Annotated in this window: 15 protein-coding genes; 8 read left to right on the top strand and 7 right to left on the bottom strand. The window is 67.7% G+C overall.

The features are described from left to right. The first annotated feature begins 12 nt into the window (after nucleotides 1-12). From ABH933_RS16840 to ABH933_RS16820, 5 genes are all read left to right on the top strand, one after another. Nucleotides 13-1,239 (top strand): 5-(carboxyamino)imidazole ribonucleotide synthase, encoded by a 1,227-nt coding sequence (locus ABH933_RS16840; protein WP_429427380.1) that lies wholly within the window; start codon nucleotides 13-15, stop codon nucleotides 1,237-1,239. Beyond that, nucleotides 1,229-1,753 (top strand): 5-(carboxyamino)imidazole ribonucleotide mutase, encoded by a 525-nt coding sequence (gene purE / locus ABH933_RS16835; RefSeq protein ID WP_429427382.1) that lies wholly within the window; start codon nucleotides 1,229-1,231, stop codon nucleotides 1,751-1,753. The genes ABH933_RS16840 and purE overlap by 11 nt, the downstream gene beginning before the upstream one ends. 164 nt (nucleotides 1,754-1,917) lie before the next feature. Next, the gene (locus ABH933_RS16830) at nucleotides 1,918-2,592 is read left to right on the top strand and encodes a TetR family transcriptional regulator (RefSeq protein ID WP_429427384.1); all 675 of its coding nucleotides are present in this window, start codon (nucleotides 1,918-1,920) and stop codon (nucleotides 2,590-2,592) included. 167 nt (nucleotides 2,593-2,759) lie between these two features. After that, nucleotides 2,760-3,917 (top strand): acyl-CoA dehydrogenase, encoded by a 1,158-nt coding sequence (locus tag ABH933_RS16825; RefSeq protein ID WP_215916548.1) that lies wholly within the window; start codon nucleotides 2,760-2,762, stop codon nucleotides 3,915-3,917. 133 nt (nucleotides 3,918-4,050) lie between these two features. Beyond that, nucleotides 4,051-4,407: a hypothetical protein gene (locus tag ABH933_RS16820; protein WP_429427387.1), complete on the top strand. Its 357-nt coding sequence runs from the start codon at nucleotides 4,051-4,053 to the stop codon at nucleotides 4,405-4,407. Here the strand turns inward: ABH933_RS16820 and ABH933_RS16815 are convergent. Together ABH933_RS16815 and ABH933_RS16810 are read right to left on the bottom strand one after the other, a co-directional pair. Next, the gene (locus ABH933_RS16815; protein WP_429427389.1) at nucleotides 4,367-4,699 is read right to left on the bottom strand and encodes a GNAT family N-acetyltransferase; all 333 of its coding nucleotides are present in this window, start codon (nucleotides 4,697-4,699) and stop codon (nucleotides 4,367-4,369) included. The two genes, ABH933_RS16820 and ABH933_RS16815, sit on opposite strands and share 41 nt — an antisense overlap. Nucleotides 4,700-4,790: 91 nt before the next feature. Beyond that, the gene (locus ABH933_RS16810) at nucleotides 4,791-6,149 is read right to left on the bottom strand and encodes an FAD-binding oxidoreductase (protein ID WP_429427391.1); all 1,359 of its coding nucleotides are present in this window, start codon (nucleotides 6,147-6,149) and stop codon (nucleotides 4,791-4,793) included. 145 nt (nucleotides 6,150-6,294) lie between these two features. Between ABH933_RS16810 and ABH933_RS16805 the strand changes: the two genes are divergently transcribed. Further along, the gene (locus ABH933_RS16805) at nucleotides 6,295-6,615 is read left to right on the top strand and encodes a GroES family chaperonin (RefSeq protein ID WP_429427393.1); all 321 of its coding nucleotides are present in this window, start codon (nucleotides 6,295-6,297) and stop codon (nucleotides 6,613-6,615) included. A gap of 125 nt (nucleotides 6,616-6,740) precedes the next feature. Here ABH933_RS16805 and ABH933_RS16800 read toward each other — a convergent pair whose 3' ends face one another. Next, nucleotides 6,741-8,231: an MFS transporter gene (locus ABH933_RS16800; RefSeq protein WP_429427395.1), complete on the bottom strand. Its 1,491-nt coding sequence runs from the start codon at nucleotides 8,229-8,231 to the stop codon at nucleotides 6,741-6,743. A 156-nt stretch (nucleotides 8,232-8,387) separates the two neighbouring features. Here ABH933_RS16800 and ABH933_RS16795 point away from each other — a divergent pair, with 156 nt between their 5' ends. After that, nucleotides 8,388-8,990, top strand: a complete 603-nt coding sequence (locus ABH933_RS16795; RefSeq protein ID WP_429427397.1) for a TetR family transcriptional regulator — start codon at nucleotides 8,388-8,390, stop codon at nucleotides 8,988-8,990. 34 nt (nucleotides 8,991-9,024) lie between these two features. Here the strand turns inward: ABH933_RS16795 and ABH933_RS16790 are convergent, their stop codons facing one another. Beyond that, entirely contained in the window at nucleotides 9,025-9,954 is a 930-nt protein-coding gene (locus ABH933_RS16790; RefSeq protein ID WP_429427399.1) for a helix-turn-helix domain-containing protein, read from the bottom strand. 130 nt (nucleotides 9,955-10,084) lie between these two features. Between ABH933_RS16790 and ABH933_RS16785 the strand changes: the two genes are divergently transcribed. Then, entirely contained in the window at nucleotides 10,085-10,810 is a 726-nt protein-coding gene (locus tag ABH933_RS16785; RefSeq protein ID WP_429427401.1) for an NIPSNAP family protein, read from the top strand. Nucleotides 10,811-10,895: 85 nt separating this feature from the next. On the opposite strand, the gene ABH933_RS16780 is transcribed toward ABH933_RS16785, so the two are convergent. Genes ABH933_RS16780 through ABH933_RS16770 form a run of 3 tightly spaced genes read right to left on the bottom strand, consistent with a single transcriptional unit; the run spans nucleotide 10,896 to nucleotide 13,755 of the window. After that, nucleotides 10,896-12,326: an NAD(P)(+) transhydrogenase (Re/Si-specific) subunit beta gene (locus tag ABH933_RS16780; RefSeq protein WP_429427514.1), complete on the bottom strand. Its 1,431-nt coding sequence runs from the start codon at nucleotides 12,324-12,326 to the stop codon at nucleotides 10,896-10,898. Continuing rightward, the gene (locus tag ABH933_RS16775) at nucleotides 12,326-12,640 is read right to left on the bottom strand and encodes an NAD(P) transhydrogenase subunit alpha (protein ID WP_215916556.1); all 315 of its coding nucleotides are present in this window, start codon (nucleotides 12,638-12,640) and stop codon (nucleotides 12,326-12,328) included. Before ABH933_RS16775 ends, ABH933_RS16780 begins: the two co-directional genes overlap by 1 nt. Nucleotides 12,641-12,696: 56 nt before the next feature. Next, nucleotides 12,697-13,755: a Re/Si-specific NAD(P)(+) transhydrogenase subunit alpha gene (locus tag ABH933_RS16770; RefSeq protein WP_215916723.1), complete on the bottom strand. Its 1,059-nt coding sequence runs from the start codon at nucleotides 13,753-13,755 to the stop codon at nucleotides 12,697-12,699. Between the last annotated feature and the right edge of the window lie 101 nt (nucleotides 13,756-13,856).

Here is a 13,856-nt window from a genome sequence, read left to right as displayed (position 1 = left end):
CGGGAAGTGCCCATGACACCATTATGGCTCGTGACGTCCCGTTCCTTCGACAATTCGGGCATGCCGACCGTGACCATGATCGGTGGTGGCCAACTCGCGCGCATGACGCATCAGGCCGCGATCGCGCTGGGTCAGCGGCTGCGGGTGCTGGCCGAACGCCCCGACGACCCGGCCGCGCAGGTGACTCCCGACACGGTGCTGGGCTCGCACACCGATCTGACGGCGCTGCGCAAGGCCGCGGTCGGATCGCACGTGCTGACCTTCGATCACGAGCACGTGCCGACCGAGCACCTCGAGGCGCTGATCGCCGAGGGCGTGAACGTGCAGCCGCCGCCGACCGCGCTGATCTACGCGCAGGACAAGCTGGCGATGCGGCGCAGGCTGGCCGAGTTCGGCGAGCCGATCCCCGCCTTCACCGAGGTGGAATCGGTCGCCGACGCCGTGCGGTTCGGTGACGAGCACGGCTGGCCGGTGGTGATCAAGGCCGTGCGCGGCGGGTACGACGGCCGCGGCGTGTGGATGGCCGATACCGCCGCCGAGGTCGAGCCCGTCGTGAAAGATCAGCTGGCGCACGGGGTTTCGCTGCTGGCCGAGCAGAAGGTGCGGCTGCGCCGGGAGCTCTCGGCGATGGTCGCGCGCTCGCCCTTCGGACAGGCCGCGGTGTGGCCGGTGGTGGAGACGGTGCAGCGCGACGGGCAGTGCGCGGTGGTGATCGCCCCGGCCCCGGACCTGTCGCGGGAGCTGGCCACGCGCGCGGAATCGCTGGCGCTGCGGTTGGCCGCGGAGCTGGGCGTCACCGGCGTGATGGCGGTCGAGCTGTTCGAGACCGACGACGGCGAACTGCTGATCAACGAGCTCGCGATGCGCCCGCACAACTCCGGGCACTGGGGGATGGACGGCGCGGTCACCGGTCAGTTCGAGCAGCATCTGCGGGCCGTGCTGGACTATCCGCTCGGCGACACGAGCCCGCTCGCGCCGGTGACGGTGATGGCGAACATTCTCGGCGCGCCGGTGGCCCCGGACATGTCGATGGACGAGCGGCTGCATCATCTGTTCGCCCGGATGCCCGAGGCCCGGGTGCACCTGTACGGCAAGGGTGAGCGTCCGCACCGGAAGATCGGCCACATCAACGTCCTCGGCGACGACATGGCACAGGTGCGGGAGAAGGCCGAGCGCGCGGCGCACTGGATGTCGCACGCGGTATGGACCGACGGATGGGATCCCCACGGTGAGCACTGAGGTTTCGAACGCCGGCGCCGGGCCGCAGGTCGGCCTGATCATGGGCAGCGACTCCGACTGGCCGACGATGGAGGCCGCGGCGGAAGCGTTGGCGGAGTTCGGAATTCGCTTCGAGGTCGGTGTCGTCTCCGCGCACCGCACCCCGCAGCGGATGCTCGACTACGCCCGCGGCGCGGCCGGGCGCGGCATCCAGGTGATCATCGCGGGCGCCGGCGGCGCGGCGCACCTGCCGGGCATGGTCGCCTCGGCTACCGCCCTTCCGGTGATCGGCGTGCCGGTCCCGCTGAAGTATCTCGACGGCATGGACTCGCTGTTGTCGATCGTGCAGATGCCCGCGGGCGTCCCGGTCGCGACGGTCTCCATCGGCGGCGCCCGCAACGCGGGACTGCTGGCTGTGCGCATCCTCGCCGCGGCCGACCCGGCGCTGCGCACCCACATGGAACAGTTCCAGGCCGGGCTGGAGAACATGGTGCTGGAAAAGGACGCGACGCTCCGTGCCCGCCTAATGGGATGATTCGGGTATGTCAACTTGCCGACTGATTTCGCGAGTACATGGGTAACTTGCCGGGGACGGGCCCAACCGGAGCGGGCCGTCAGCCTCCGGCCCGACAAGCAGGTCTCGCAGCAAGCAACGGCACGCTGAAGTCTCGGGGAGGCGGGGGAGCGCCCTCCGATGACATGACCCGCGCCCGCTCCGACGACGACCAGGCTCGATTCCGCCTGGCCGTCGTCGATCACGCGCTGCGGCTGTTCGCCGACAAGGGGTACGAGGCGACGACGGTGGACGAGATCGCCGAGGCGGCGGGGATCTCGCGACGGACCTTCTTCCGGCAGTTCCGGGCCAAGGAGGATGTCGTATTCGCCGATCACGAGGCGCAATTGGCGCAGGCTCGGGCGGATCTGGACGCCGCGCAGGGGGATCCGTGGGACGCGGTGTGCGAGGCCATCGTCGGCATCTTCGAGAGATTCACGCGGACAAGGGAATTGGCTGCGCGGCGGTATCGGGTGGTGCGGCAGGTGCCCGCGCTGCGGGATCGGGAGATCGTCACGGTGTTCCGGTACGAGCGGCTGTTCACCGACTATCTGCGCGAGGCGCTGCCGCAGGAGAACGATCTGGTGCTGATCCAGTTCTCGGCGGCGGTCACCGCGACCCACAACTATCTGCTGCGGCGCATGGTCCGCGGCCGGGCCGAGGCGGGGACGGTGGATTTGCGCGCGGCGCTGGCGGGGATCGCGCGCGGGGGCCGCGCGGGCGGCGATCCGGCCGGGGAGATGGTCGTCGCGGTCTTCCCGCGGCAGCTGCCGCCCGGGCAGGTTGCCGATCTGATCGCGCATCGTCTCGGTAGTCTGTGAGGTCGGACATATTTCAGTCGATGACACTCGGTGCCACGTGAAAGACGGCACATCCGGGCACGTAGGCGCGACCTGGCGTTGTATACTCGATGACGACTGGCACTGAGTGCCGTGGAGCTGGAGATTCGCGAAACAGGCGATCCCGACCGACGACCAGGAGAAGACCCATGGCGGGTAATCCCGATTTCGATCTGTTCAAGCTGGACGATGTCCACAACGAGCTGCGGGAGGCGATCCGCGGCCTGGCCGAGAAGGAAATCTCCCCGCACGCCAAGGATGTCGACGAGCACTCCCGATTCCCGCAGGAGGCCCTCGACGCGCTCAACGCGGCCGGTTTCAACGCCGTGCACGTGCCCGACGCCTACGGCGGCCAGGGTGCGGATTCGGTCGCGACCTGCATCGTTATCGAGGAGGTCGCCCGCGTCTGCGGTTCGTCCTCGCTGATCCCGGCGGTCAACAAGCTGGGCACCATGGGCCTGATCCTCAAGGGCTCCGAGGAGCTCAAGAAGCAGGTGCTGCCCGACATCGTCGACGGCAAGATGGCCTCCTACGCGCTGTCCGAGCGCGAGGCGGGCTCCGACGCGGCCGGCATGCGCACCCGCGCCCGCCGCGACGGCGACGACTGGGTGATCAACGGCTCCAAGTGCTGGATCACCAACGGCGGCAAGTCCAGCTGGTACACCGTGATGGCCGTGACCGACCCCGAGAAGGGCGCCAACGGCATCTCCGCGTTCATGGTCCACCTCGACGACGAGGGCTTCGTCGTCGGCCCGCTGGAGCACAAGCTGGGCATCAAGGGCTCGCCCACCGCGGAACTGTATTTCGAGAACTGCCGCATCCCCGGCGACCGCATGATCGGCGCGGAGGGCACCGGCTTCAAGACCGCGCTCGAGACCCTCGACCACACCCGCCCGACCATCGGCGCGCAGGCTGTCGGCCTCGCCCAGGGCGCCCTGGACGCCGCGATCGCCTACACCAAGGATCGCAAGCAGTTCGGCAAGTCCATCGCCGACTTCCAGAACACCCAGTTCATGCTCGCGGACATGGCGATGAAGGTGGAGGCCGCGCGCCTGATGGTCTACACCTCCGCCGCGCGCGCCGAGCGGGGCGAGAAGAACCTCGGGTTCATTTCCGCGGCCGCCAAATGTTTCGCGTCGGATGTGGCGATGGAGGTCACCACCAATGCCGTGCAGTTGTTCGGCGGCGCCGGGTACACCACCGACTTCCCGGTGGAACGGATGATGCGCGACGCGAAGATCACCCAGATCTACGAGGGCACGAACCAGATTCAGCGACTTGTGATGTCGCGGGCCCTGCTGCGCTGAGAACTGAAAAGTAGCTCCCTTCTGGCCGGTCCGTAATAGGGCCGGCCAGATGTGTTCTTGCATATGCGAATACAGTCGCAATCGGGCGAATTCGGGTCTATCAAACCGGGCTCGCACGGAGCACTATTGAGGCATGGCCGGAGTCGAGATCAACGACATGTTCGTCCGGCGCACGTTGGACAACGGACGTGTCGAAGAGGTGCTCTGGCGTGAGCTCTGCGAGGTCCGCGTCATCACCACGGCGGACGGGCCGTTCGCCGAGGCGATGTTCTTCGTGCTGATCGGGACGAAGGGAAACGGTTGTGTGGTGCCCTATTCGGCGGCGAATCCCGCACTGCTGCCACGGCTGCGGGCGCTACCGAATTTCGACGACCGGAGGGTGACCCAGGCCCTGGCCAGCACCAGCGACTGCCAGTTCTCGGTCTGGCGCCGCGCCCCCTGGCGGTCCGTCACCGGACCAGATCGGCGTATTCGCGATGCTCGGCGATGAACTTCTCCACGTACCAGCACGTGGGGACGACGGAGAAGCCCGCCTCCCGGGAGTCTCGCAGGGCGTATTCGACGACCTGCGCGGCCACCCCGTGGCCGCGGAATTCCGGAAACGTCAGGGTGTGCTGGAAATCGCGGGTTCGCCGGCCACCGGCGGCGCGCTCGCTGTAGTCGGCGTATCCGGCGAGGGTGTCGTCGAAGTAGATCTCGTAGCGGGTGTCGGCGACGTTGTGCTCGAACCGGGGTGACGGCGCGGCGCTGCGTTCGGCCGGGCGGGGTGATTCCGTCGTCATATCAGGTGAAACTCCTTGCCGATAGGGGTTGTTCCGGATCAGGCGAGGGTATTTCGGAATTGCTGAAATGTACCCGGCCGCATGTGCCTCGCTACAGCACCGCGCCAGGGTTGAGGATGCCGTGCGGATCCAGGGCGTCCTTGATGCGCCGCGTCAGCGCCATCACGTCGGGGCCGAGCTGATCGGGCAGCCAGGCCTTCTTCAGGCGCCCGACGCCGTGCTCGCCGGTGATGGTGCCGCCCAGCGCGATCGCCAGCTCCATCACCTCCCCGAAGGCCAGGTGGGCGCGCGCGGTCTCGTCGGCGTCGTGCGGATCGTGCACGATCAGCGGATGGGCGTTGCCGTCCCCGGCGTGCGCGATCACCGAGATCAGCACCTCGCGCCGCGCGGCGATATCGGCGACGCCGGAGACCAATTCGCCCAGGCGCGGCAGCGGGACGCCGACGTCCTCGAGCAGCAGGGTGCCCTTGCGCTCGACGGCCGGAATGGCGAACCGCCGTGCGGCGGTGAAGGCCTCGCCCTCCTCGGGATCCTCGGTGCTGAATACCTCACTGGCTCCGGCGTTCTCGCAGGCGGCCACCATCAACGCGGCCTCGGCGACGGCGTATTCGCCGGGCGCGTCGGAGCGGGCGACAAGCATCGCGGCGGCGGTGCGGTCCAGGTCCATGCGCAGCTCGTCCTCGACGGCGTTGATGGCCACCGCATCCATGAATTCCAGCATCGAGGGCCGCAGCCGCGCGGTGATGGCCAGAATCGCCGCGGTGGCCGCCTCGAGTGTGGCGAACGTAGCCACGACCGTGCTCTGGCGCGGCTGCACGGGCAGCAGGCGCAGGGTGAGCTCGGTGATGATGCCCAGGGTGCCCTCGCTGCCGACGAACAGCTTGGTCAGCGAGAGCCCGGCCGAATCCTTCAGGCGCGGCCCGCCCAGGCGTACCACCGTGCCGTCGGCCAGCACCACCTCCATACCGAGCACGTAATCGGCTGTGACGCCGTACTTCACGCAGCACAGCCCGCCGGCGTTGGTGGCCGCGTTGCCGCCGATCGAGCAGATCTCGAACGAGGACGGGTCGGGCGGATACCACAGGCCGTGCTCGGCGACCGCGCGCTTGACCTCCGCGTTCAGCAGGCCCGGCTGGGTGATCGCTGTTCGGGTGACCGGATCCACGGTGATCGCGCGCATCCGCTCGGTGCTCAGCAGCAGCGCGCCGTCCTGGGCGGTGGCCCCGCCGGACAGCCCCGTGCCCGCGCCCCGCGGCACCACCGGAACCCGCCGCTCGTGCGCCCAGCGCAGCACGGTGGAGACCTGCTCGGTGGTGGTGGGACGGACCAGCGCCAGTGCCGTGCCCGCGTCGGGATCCAGGGCCCGGTCCTGGCGGTAGCCCGCCAGAATGTCGGGATCGGTGACCAGGGTGCCGTCGGGGAGTAGTGCTGCGAGAGTGTTCACGTCCACCTCACGAAACTACGCGGCCCGCACGATGCCCACACTAGCGAGTGGCGAAGGTGAGCAGCCGTCATCCGCCGGCCCGACGAGCAACCTTGGTGGTAAGCAGCGGCACGCTGAAGTCGCGGAGAGGCGGAACAGCTAGACTCCGCGAGTGTCCGAATCGAAGCTCGAGATCCAGATGCTGCACGACCGGGTGATGGTGCGTGAGACCCCGGAGTCTGGGGAGCGGCGCAGTAGCGGCGGCATTCTGATTCCGGCGACCGCGCAGGTGGCCAAGCGGCTCACCTGGGGTGAGGTGTGTGGCGTCGGGTCGCACGTGCGCAGCGTCGAGGTGGGCGATCGGGTGCTGTACAGCGCCGACGAGCAGTTCGAGGTCGAGGTACAGGGGCAGGCGTATCTGGTCATGCGCGAACGCGACCTGCATGCGGTGGCCAACGAGCGCACCGAGCACGGCACCGGGCTGTATCTGTAGCAGAGACGCACGCCGGGTGGTTGCTGAACCGACGGCCGCCGATGCAAGCGGCGTGGCGCCGTCCGCCCACCTGGAGCGGGCCGCCATCCGGCGGCCCGCTCCAGCAAGTCTCCGGGCAGGCAACGTCACGCTGAAGTCGCGGGGAGGCGGGCGGCTGCCCATATCGCGATCACCAGCACCACGACGCCGACCAGCGCGGCGGCCTGCATCGCGGCCACGTAGTCCCCGCGTCCGGTTCCCGAACCCAGCGCCGCGAAGAATGTGGTGCCGAGAATCGTTGCGCCGATGGCGTTTCCGAACTGCTGCGAGGTGGTCAGCGCCCCGGCCGCCATTCCGGCCTGTCGCGGTGCGATGCCCGAGGACAGCACCGCGCCGATCACCGACGGCAGGGTCAGCCCGTTGCCGGTGCCGACGATCATCATGCCCGGAATGAGCTCCAGCACAGACACATTGCGGCCGAAGACGGTCAGCACGGCCAGGATCACCAGGCAGCCCAGCAGTCCCGCGCCGACCCCGGCCACCATGACCCGGTTGCCGATCCGGTCGGACACGCGGCGGGCCAGGAAGAACGAGCTGCCCGCGAAGCACAGGCCCAGCGGCGCGAACGCCAATCCCGCACGCAGCGGTGACAATCCGAGCCCGTCCTGCAGCAGCAGGGTCAGGCACAGCATGAATCCGGCGAAGAACGTCAGGTAGCCGCCGCCGATGAGCATTCCCGAGCGGAACACGCGCCCGCGCATCATCTCCATGTCCAGCACCGGTTCGCCGCCCCGGCGGGCCAGCAGCGTCTCGTAGCGCAGGGTGAGCAGCAGTACCGGCGCGGCCGCGGCCATGCAGAGCCAGGTCCACAGCGGCCAGCCCTCGGGGCGGCCGACGGTCACGGGCACCAGAATCAGCGCCAGCGCGGCCGAGATGCCGAGTGCACCAACGGGATCCAGCTTCGGACGGGACGTGACCTCGTGCCCGGGTAGCCAGCGTGCGGCCAGCGCGGCGGCGGCCAGCCCGACGGGGACATTGATGTAGAAGATGGTCCGCCAGCCCCATCCGAACAGGTTCGCATCGAGCAGCACTCCGCCGCCCACCTGTCCCGCGACCGCGCCCAGGCCGATGGTCGCGCCGTAGGCCGCCATCGCGCGGGGCCGCTCGGCGACCGGGAACAGCGTGTTGATCAGCGCCAGCAGCTGCGGCACCATCAGCGCCGCGGTGCCGCCCTGCAGGATGCGGAAGGCCACCAGCGACCAGGAATTCGGGGCCAGGCCGCACAGCAGCGAGGCCGCGCCGAACGCGAGCATGCCCAGGATGAACATCCGGCGGTGTCCGTGCAGGTCGCCGAGGCGCCCGCCGGTGATCAGGGCCGAGGCGAAGGCGAAGCCGTAGCCGCCGACGATCAGTTCGAGCGCCGACTGGCCGGTGTGCAGGTCGTGCTGCAGCGAGGAGGCCGCGACATTGACCACGAACCAGTCGAACATCGCCATGAACATGGCGCTGAGCACGACGGGAAGCACGCGCCAGCGGGCGGCGAACGGCTCGGGTTCGCCGACGTGCGTGGTGGACCGTGCCGCGTTGCCGGGGGTGGTGGAAGGTGTTGGGACGGTGGGACTTTCGATCGTCGACACGTCGAGCTCCAGGAATCGGCGGAATTGTTGCGGCGCCGCGCTGCGCCGTGGGAGCGGAGGGTTGCGCCCTCGCGAAGTCTGTAACTAACCGGTTGGTTGAAACTATTCCGCCCTGCTCGGGACTTGTCAACCGTTCGGTTGGTTAGAATCGAGCGCATGGCAGCCGCACGCGATCCCGAGGCCACCAAGGCCCGCATCTTCGACGCGGCCATCAGCGAGTTCGCCGCGTACGGCATCGCCGGCGCCCGGGTCGACCGCATCGCCCGCAACGCCAGCGCCAACAAGCAGCTGATCTACGCCTACTTCGGCGACAAGCAGCAGTTGTTCCGGCAGGTACTGGAGAAGGTGATGCTCGACGTCGCCGACGCGGTGCCCGTCGACATGGACGATGTCGACGCCTGGGTCGATGCCCACCTGGACTACCACCGCGACCACCCCGAATTCCTGCGCCTGCAGATGTGGGAGGCGTTGGAGCTGGGCCCGGACGAGATCGCGGCTGGCGCGGCCCGCGCGGGCCGCTACCGGGACAAGGTCGGCGCGATGGACGACGCGCAGCGCCGGGGCGTCGTGCGCGACGACATCCCGCCCGCCTATCTGCTGGCGCTGATGACCTCGATGATCAACTACAAGGAGGCGATGTCGCAGTACGGGCGCTTCATGCTCGGCGACGACGCCGATCCCGAGGTGTGGCGCACGTGGCTCAAGTCCGCGATGCATCGCCTCTCAGCCAAGGAACCGCCTGCCGCGCAGCAGGATTGAGCGCGTAGCGGGAAGGTTCGGAAGCGACGCGTGATCACGCGGTCGTGTGGAATGCGCGGCGATACTGGGTAGGTGTCACACCCAGGTGGACGCTGAAGTGGCGGCGCAGGTTCGCCGCCGAGCCCAGCCCGCTGCGCTCGCTGATCTGTTCCACCGTCAGATCGGTGGATTCGAGCAGGTTTCGCGCATAGATGACACGTTGGGTGAGCAACCACTGCAGCGGGGTCGTGGCCGTCGCATCGTGGAACCGCCGCACGAAGGTCCGGGCGCTCAACCCGGCTCGGCGTGCCAGGATATCCACGGTCAGCGGCTGTGCGAGATGCTCTGCGGCCCAATGCAGCAGCGGGCTCAGTCCGGCGTCGTCGGTCTCGGGAACCGGCACGCTGACGTACTGGGACTGGCCCCCGGCCCGGTGAGCGTGCAGCACCATACGACGGGCCACCTGGTTGGCGACCTGCGCACCGAGGTCCGAACGCACCACGTGCAGACACAGATCGATGCCGGCGCTGCGGCCTGCGCTGGTGAGCACATCACCGTCATCGACGTAGAGGGCGGAGGCATCCACCTGCACCAGAGGGTGCAGCATCGCCAGGGTAGCGGCATACATCCAATGAGTCGCCGCCCGCCGTCCGTCCAATAGTCCCGCGGCGGCCAGAACGAATGATCCGGTGCACAGCGAGACGATCCGAGCCCCCGCGCCGGCCGCCGCCCGAACCGCGTCGATCAGCGCCGGCGGAATGGGCAAGCCCGACTGGACACACGCATACGGCAGCGCCGGCACGATCACCGTGTCCGCGGCCGCCAGCTCCGCCAGGCCGTGATCCGCACGCTGTAGGAAGCCGAATTCGCTGCGAGTGCCACCCGGATTCGCCGCGCACAGGTGTAGGTCGTACCAGGGGTCGGCGAGGTCTGTTCGTTTCGGTCCGAACACTTCGCAGGCGATGGCCAACTCGAACAGAGGCATGTCATCGATCATGGCCACAGCGACCGACCCGGGATTCTCCACGACGTCAACCTACTTGGCAGAAATAGTGCGAATATTGGAAGCCCTGCCACTCGCGGCTGTGTGGGCCACGTCGGCATGATCCAGAATCATGAACAGCTTGAATGTCTTCGAGTTGCGGCAGTACACCGTGCACCCGGGACAGCGTGACGTGCTGATCGACCTGTTCGACCGCGAGTTCGTGGAAACCCAGGAGGAAGCGGGTATTCGCGTGATCGGCCAGTTTCGCGACGAGGACGACCCCGACCGGTTCGTGTGGATTCGCGGATTCCCCGATATGAACGCCCGCCGAGAGGCGTTGACCGCGTTTTATATCCATGGAGCCGCATGGCGAACACATCGTTCCGCCGCCGGAGCCACCATGCTCGATACCGACAACGTTCTACTACTGCGCCCCGCCCGATCCGAGTCCGGGTTCACGCTGTCGAGTGCACGCCCCGCGCTCGATGCCGACACGCTGCCGAACTCCCGAGTCACGCTGACCATCTATCACCCGGCCATTTCAGGCGAGGACTTCGCCGCCTTCTTCGAACAGCACGTGAAACCGATGATGGCCGAGACCGCGGCCCCGCCGGTAGCCTACCTGAGCACCGAGCCGGCGCCCAACACCTACCCCGCGCTACCGGTGCGAACAGATGAGAACGTCTTCGTCTGGCTGGCGGTGTTCGCCGACTCCGATCATCGCCGCGACCACGAGCGACAACTCTCACAACCCAACGGCTCGCAGAGACAGGTGCTCTCGGATCTGACCCATCGGCTCAACGCCCCGCCACAACATCTCAGACTTGCCCCCACCGCACGATCGCAACTGCGTTGACCCGGATGGCGGGATAGACGCTGGGACAGGAAACAGCGGCGGCGCGCACCGGATTCCACCGGTGCGCGCCGCCGCGCTCTTTCCTCTACAGCGCCTTCAGTTCCTCGGTGACGGCGCCGACGGACTTCTTCGCGTCGCCGAACAGCATCGAGGTGTGGTCGGCGTAGAAAAGCGGGTTGTCGATGCCCGCGAAGCCGGAGTTCATCGAACGCTTCAGCACGATAACCGATTTCGCCTGGTCGACGTTCAGCACCGGCATGCCGTAGATCGGGCTGGAGGAGTCCTCCCGCGCGGCCGGGTTGGTGACGTCGTTGGCGCCGATCACCAGCGCCACGTCGGTGCGGGAGAATTCGCCGTTGATGTCGTCCATCTCCTTGAGTGCGTCGTAGGAGACCTCGGCCTCGGCCAGCAGCACATTCATATGCCCCGGCATGCGGCCCGCGACCGGATGAATGGCGTACTTGACCTCCACGCCCTTGGCCTCGAGCAGCGAGGCCATCTCCTTGACCGCGTGCTGGGCCTGGGCCACGGCCATGCCGTAGCCGGGTACGACGATGACCTGGTTGGCGTACGCCATCTGGATAGCGGCGTCCGCGGCGCTGGTCGCCTTGGCCTGCTTCTGTTCTCCGCTGCCCGCGCTGGGAGCCGTTCCGCCGCCGCCGAATCCGCCCGCGACGATCGCCGGGATGGACCGGTTCATCGCCTTGGCCATCAGGTTGGTCAGGATCGAACCCGAGGCGCCCACGATCATGCCCGCCACGATCATCGCGGTGTTGTTCAGCGCCAGACCCGCTGCCGCGGCGGACAGTCCGGTCAGGGCGTTGAGCAGCGAGATCACCACCGGCATGTCGGCGCCGCCGATCGGCAGCACCACCATCAGCCCGAGCACCCCGGCCAGCACCAGCACCGCGATCATCCACAGCTGTGACACACCGTGATTCGTCGCGCCGACGCCGATCACCACCGCACTGGCGACCGCGCCGGCGAACAGCAGCAGGTTCAGCGGCTGCTGCAGCTTTCCGACGCCCATGGGGCGGCCGGGCAGGATCTCCTGCAGCTTGCCGAAGGCGATGAGCGAACCCCAGAACGACACCGATCCGATGATCGCCGCGAACAGCGAGCCGACCACGATGTGCACCGTGGGCTGCTCGTCGAAGTGCGAAAAGCCGTGGGAGTTGATGAATTCCGACCACGCGATCAGCGCGACCGTGCCGCCGCCGACGCCGTTGAACGCGGCCACCAGCTGCGGCATCGCGGTCATCTTGGTAAACCGCGCGGGCGGCACGCCCAGCAGCACGCCGACGACGATGCCCGCGATGATCAGGATCCAATTGCTGGTGTGCCGCACCGAGATCAGTGTCGCGACCACCGCGATGAACATGCCGACCGCGGCGATCAGGTTGCCGCGCACCGCGGTCTTGGGTCCGGTCAGGCCCATCAGGCCGTAGATGAACAGCGCGAACGCGATGATGTAGAGGCCGTTGACCAGATAGCTGATGTTGTCGAAGGTGTGCATCACTTACCCGCCTCTTTCGGGGCAGCCTTTTTGCCCTTGAACATGCCCAGCATCCGGTCCGTGACCACGAATCCACCGATGACGTTGAGGGTTCCGAAGACGACGGCGACGAACAGGATTATCTGAGTGAGCACCGATGGATGCTGCACATTGCCCAGGGTCACCAGCGCGCCCAGCACGACAATGCCGTGAATGGCGTTGGTGCCGGACATGAGTGGGGTGTGCAGGGTGTTGGGTACCTTGGAGATCACCGCGAAGCCGACGAAGCCGGACAGCACGAGGATCGCTATGTTGGCCAGAAGTTCGGTGTACATCAGTAATCCTCCTCAGAGGGCATCCAGCTTTTCGCATGTGGCGCGGTATACATCAATTACCCTTCTCGGGTGACGCAGGAGTCGGCGAGCACCTGATCGCCGAAGTCGGGCGCCAGCTTTCCGTCGACGAGCATCAATTCCAGCAGGGCCGCAATGTTTTTCGAATACAGCTCGCTGGCGTGCTCGGGCATGGTGGCGGGCAGATTCAGAGGGGAGGCGATCGTGACATCGTGCACGACAACGGTTTTGCCGGGCTCGGTGAGCTCGCAGTTGCCGCCGGTCTCTCCGGCCATGTCCACGATGACGCTGCCGGGCTTCATGCCCTCCACGGCGGCGGCGGTCACCAGGCGCGGTGCGGGACGCCCGGGCACGAGCGCGGTCGTGATCACCACGTCGAAGCCCTTGATCGCGTTCTCCAGCGCCTGCTGCTGCTGAGCCCGCTCCTCCTCGGTGAGCTCGCGGGCGTAACCGCCCTCACCGGCAGCGTCGATACCCAGATCCAGCCACTGCGCGCCCACCGAACGCACTTGATCGGCGACCTCGGGCCGCACGTCGTAGCCGGTGGTGCGCCCGCCGAGGCGCTTGGCCGTGGCCAACGCCTGCAGGCCGGCTACACCCACGCCGAGCACAAGCACCGTCGCGGGCTTGACCGTGCCCGCCGCGGTGGTGAGCATCGGGAAGAAGCGTGTGGACTCCGAGGCCGCGAGCAGCACCGCCTTGTACCCGGCCACATTCGCCTGGGAGGACAGCGCATCCATGACCTGTGCGCGCGAGATACGCGGAATCGCCTCCACCGCAAAGGCCTGCACGCCCGCCTCGCGCAGTGCACCGATCTTGTTGTCGGCGTTGCGCGGTGCGAGGAAGCCGATGAGGGTCTGCCCCGCAGACAGTTTCGCGATCTCGGCGTCGCTGGGCGGGGCCACCTTGACGACCACATCCGCGGTCCAGGGATCGCCGATCGACGCACCGGCCTCGAGGTAGGCCGCATCCGGGATCAGCGCGCCCGCTCCCGCGCTGGACTCGATGATCACCTGTACGCCATGCTTGACCAGGCTCGGAATGATCTTCGGCACCAACGCGACACGGCGCTCGTCCGGGGTGGACTCCCGCACCACCCCGACACGCGTGTGCTGCGGGGCGCTCCCCTCACCCTCGGGTGGCGCTGCGTCGACGCCGCTATGCGTAGTCTCCACTGGTCAACATCCTCACTAGTGAC

Source organism: Nocardia sp. GP40, assembly GCF_050434125.1.
Lineage (GTDB): Bacteria > Actinomycetota > Actinomycetes > Mycobacteriales > Mycobacteriaceae > Nocardia > Nocardia albiluteola.
The sequence above is the reverse complement of the archived record's forward strand: the minus strand, read 5'-3'. Positions and strand labels throughout refer to the sequence as shown.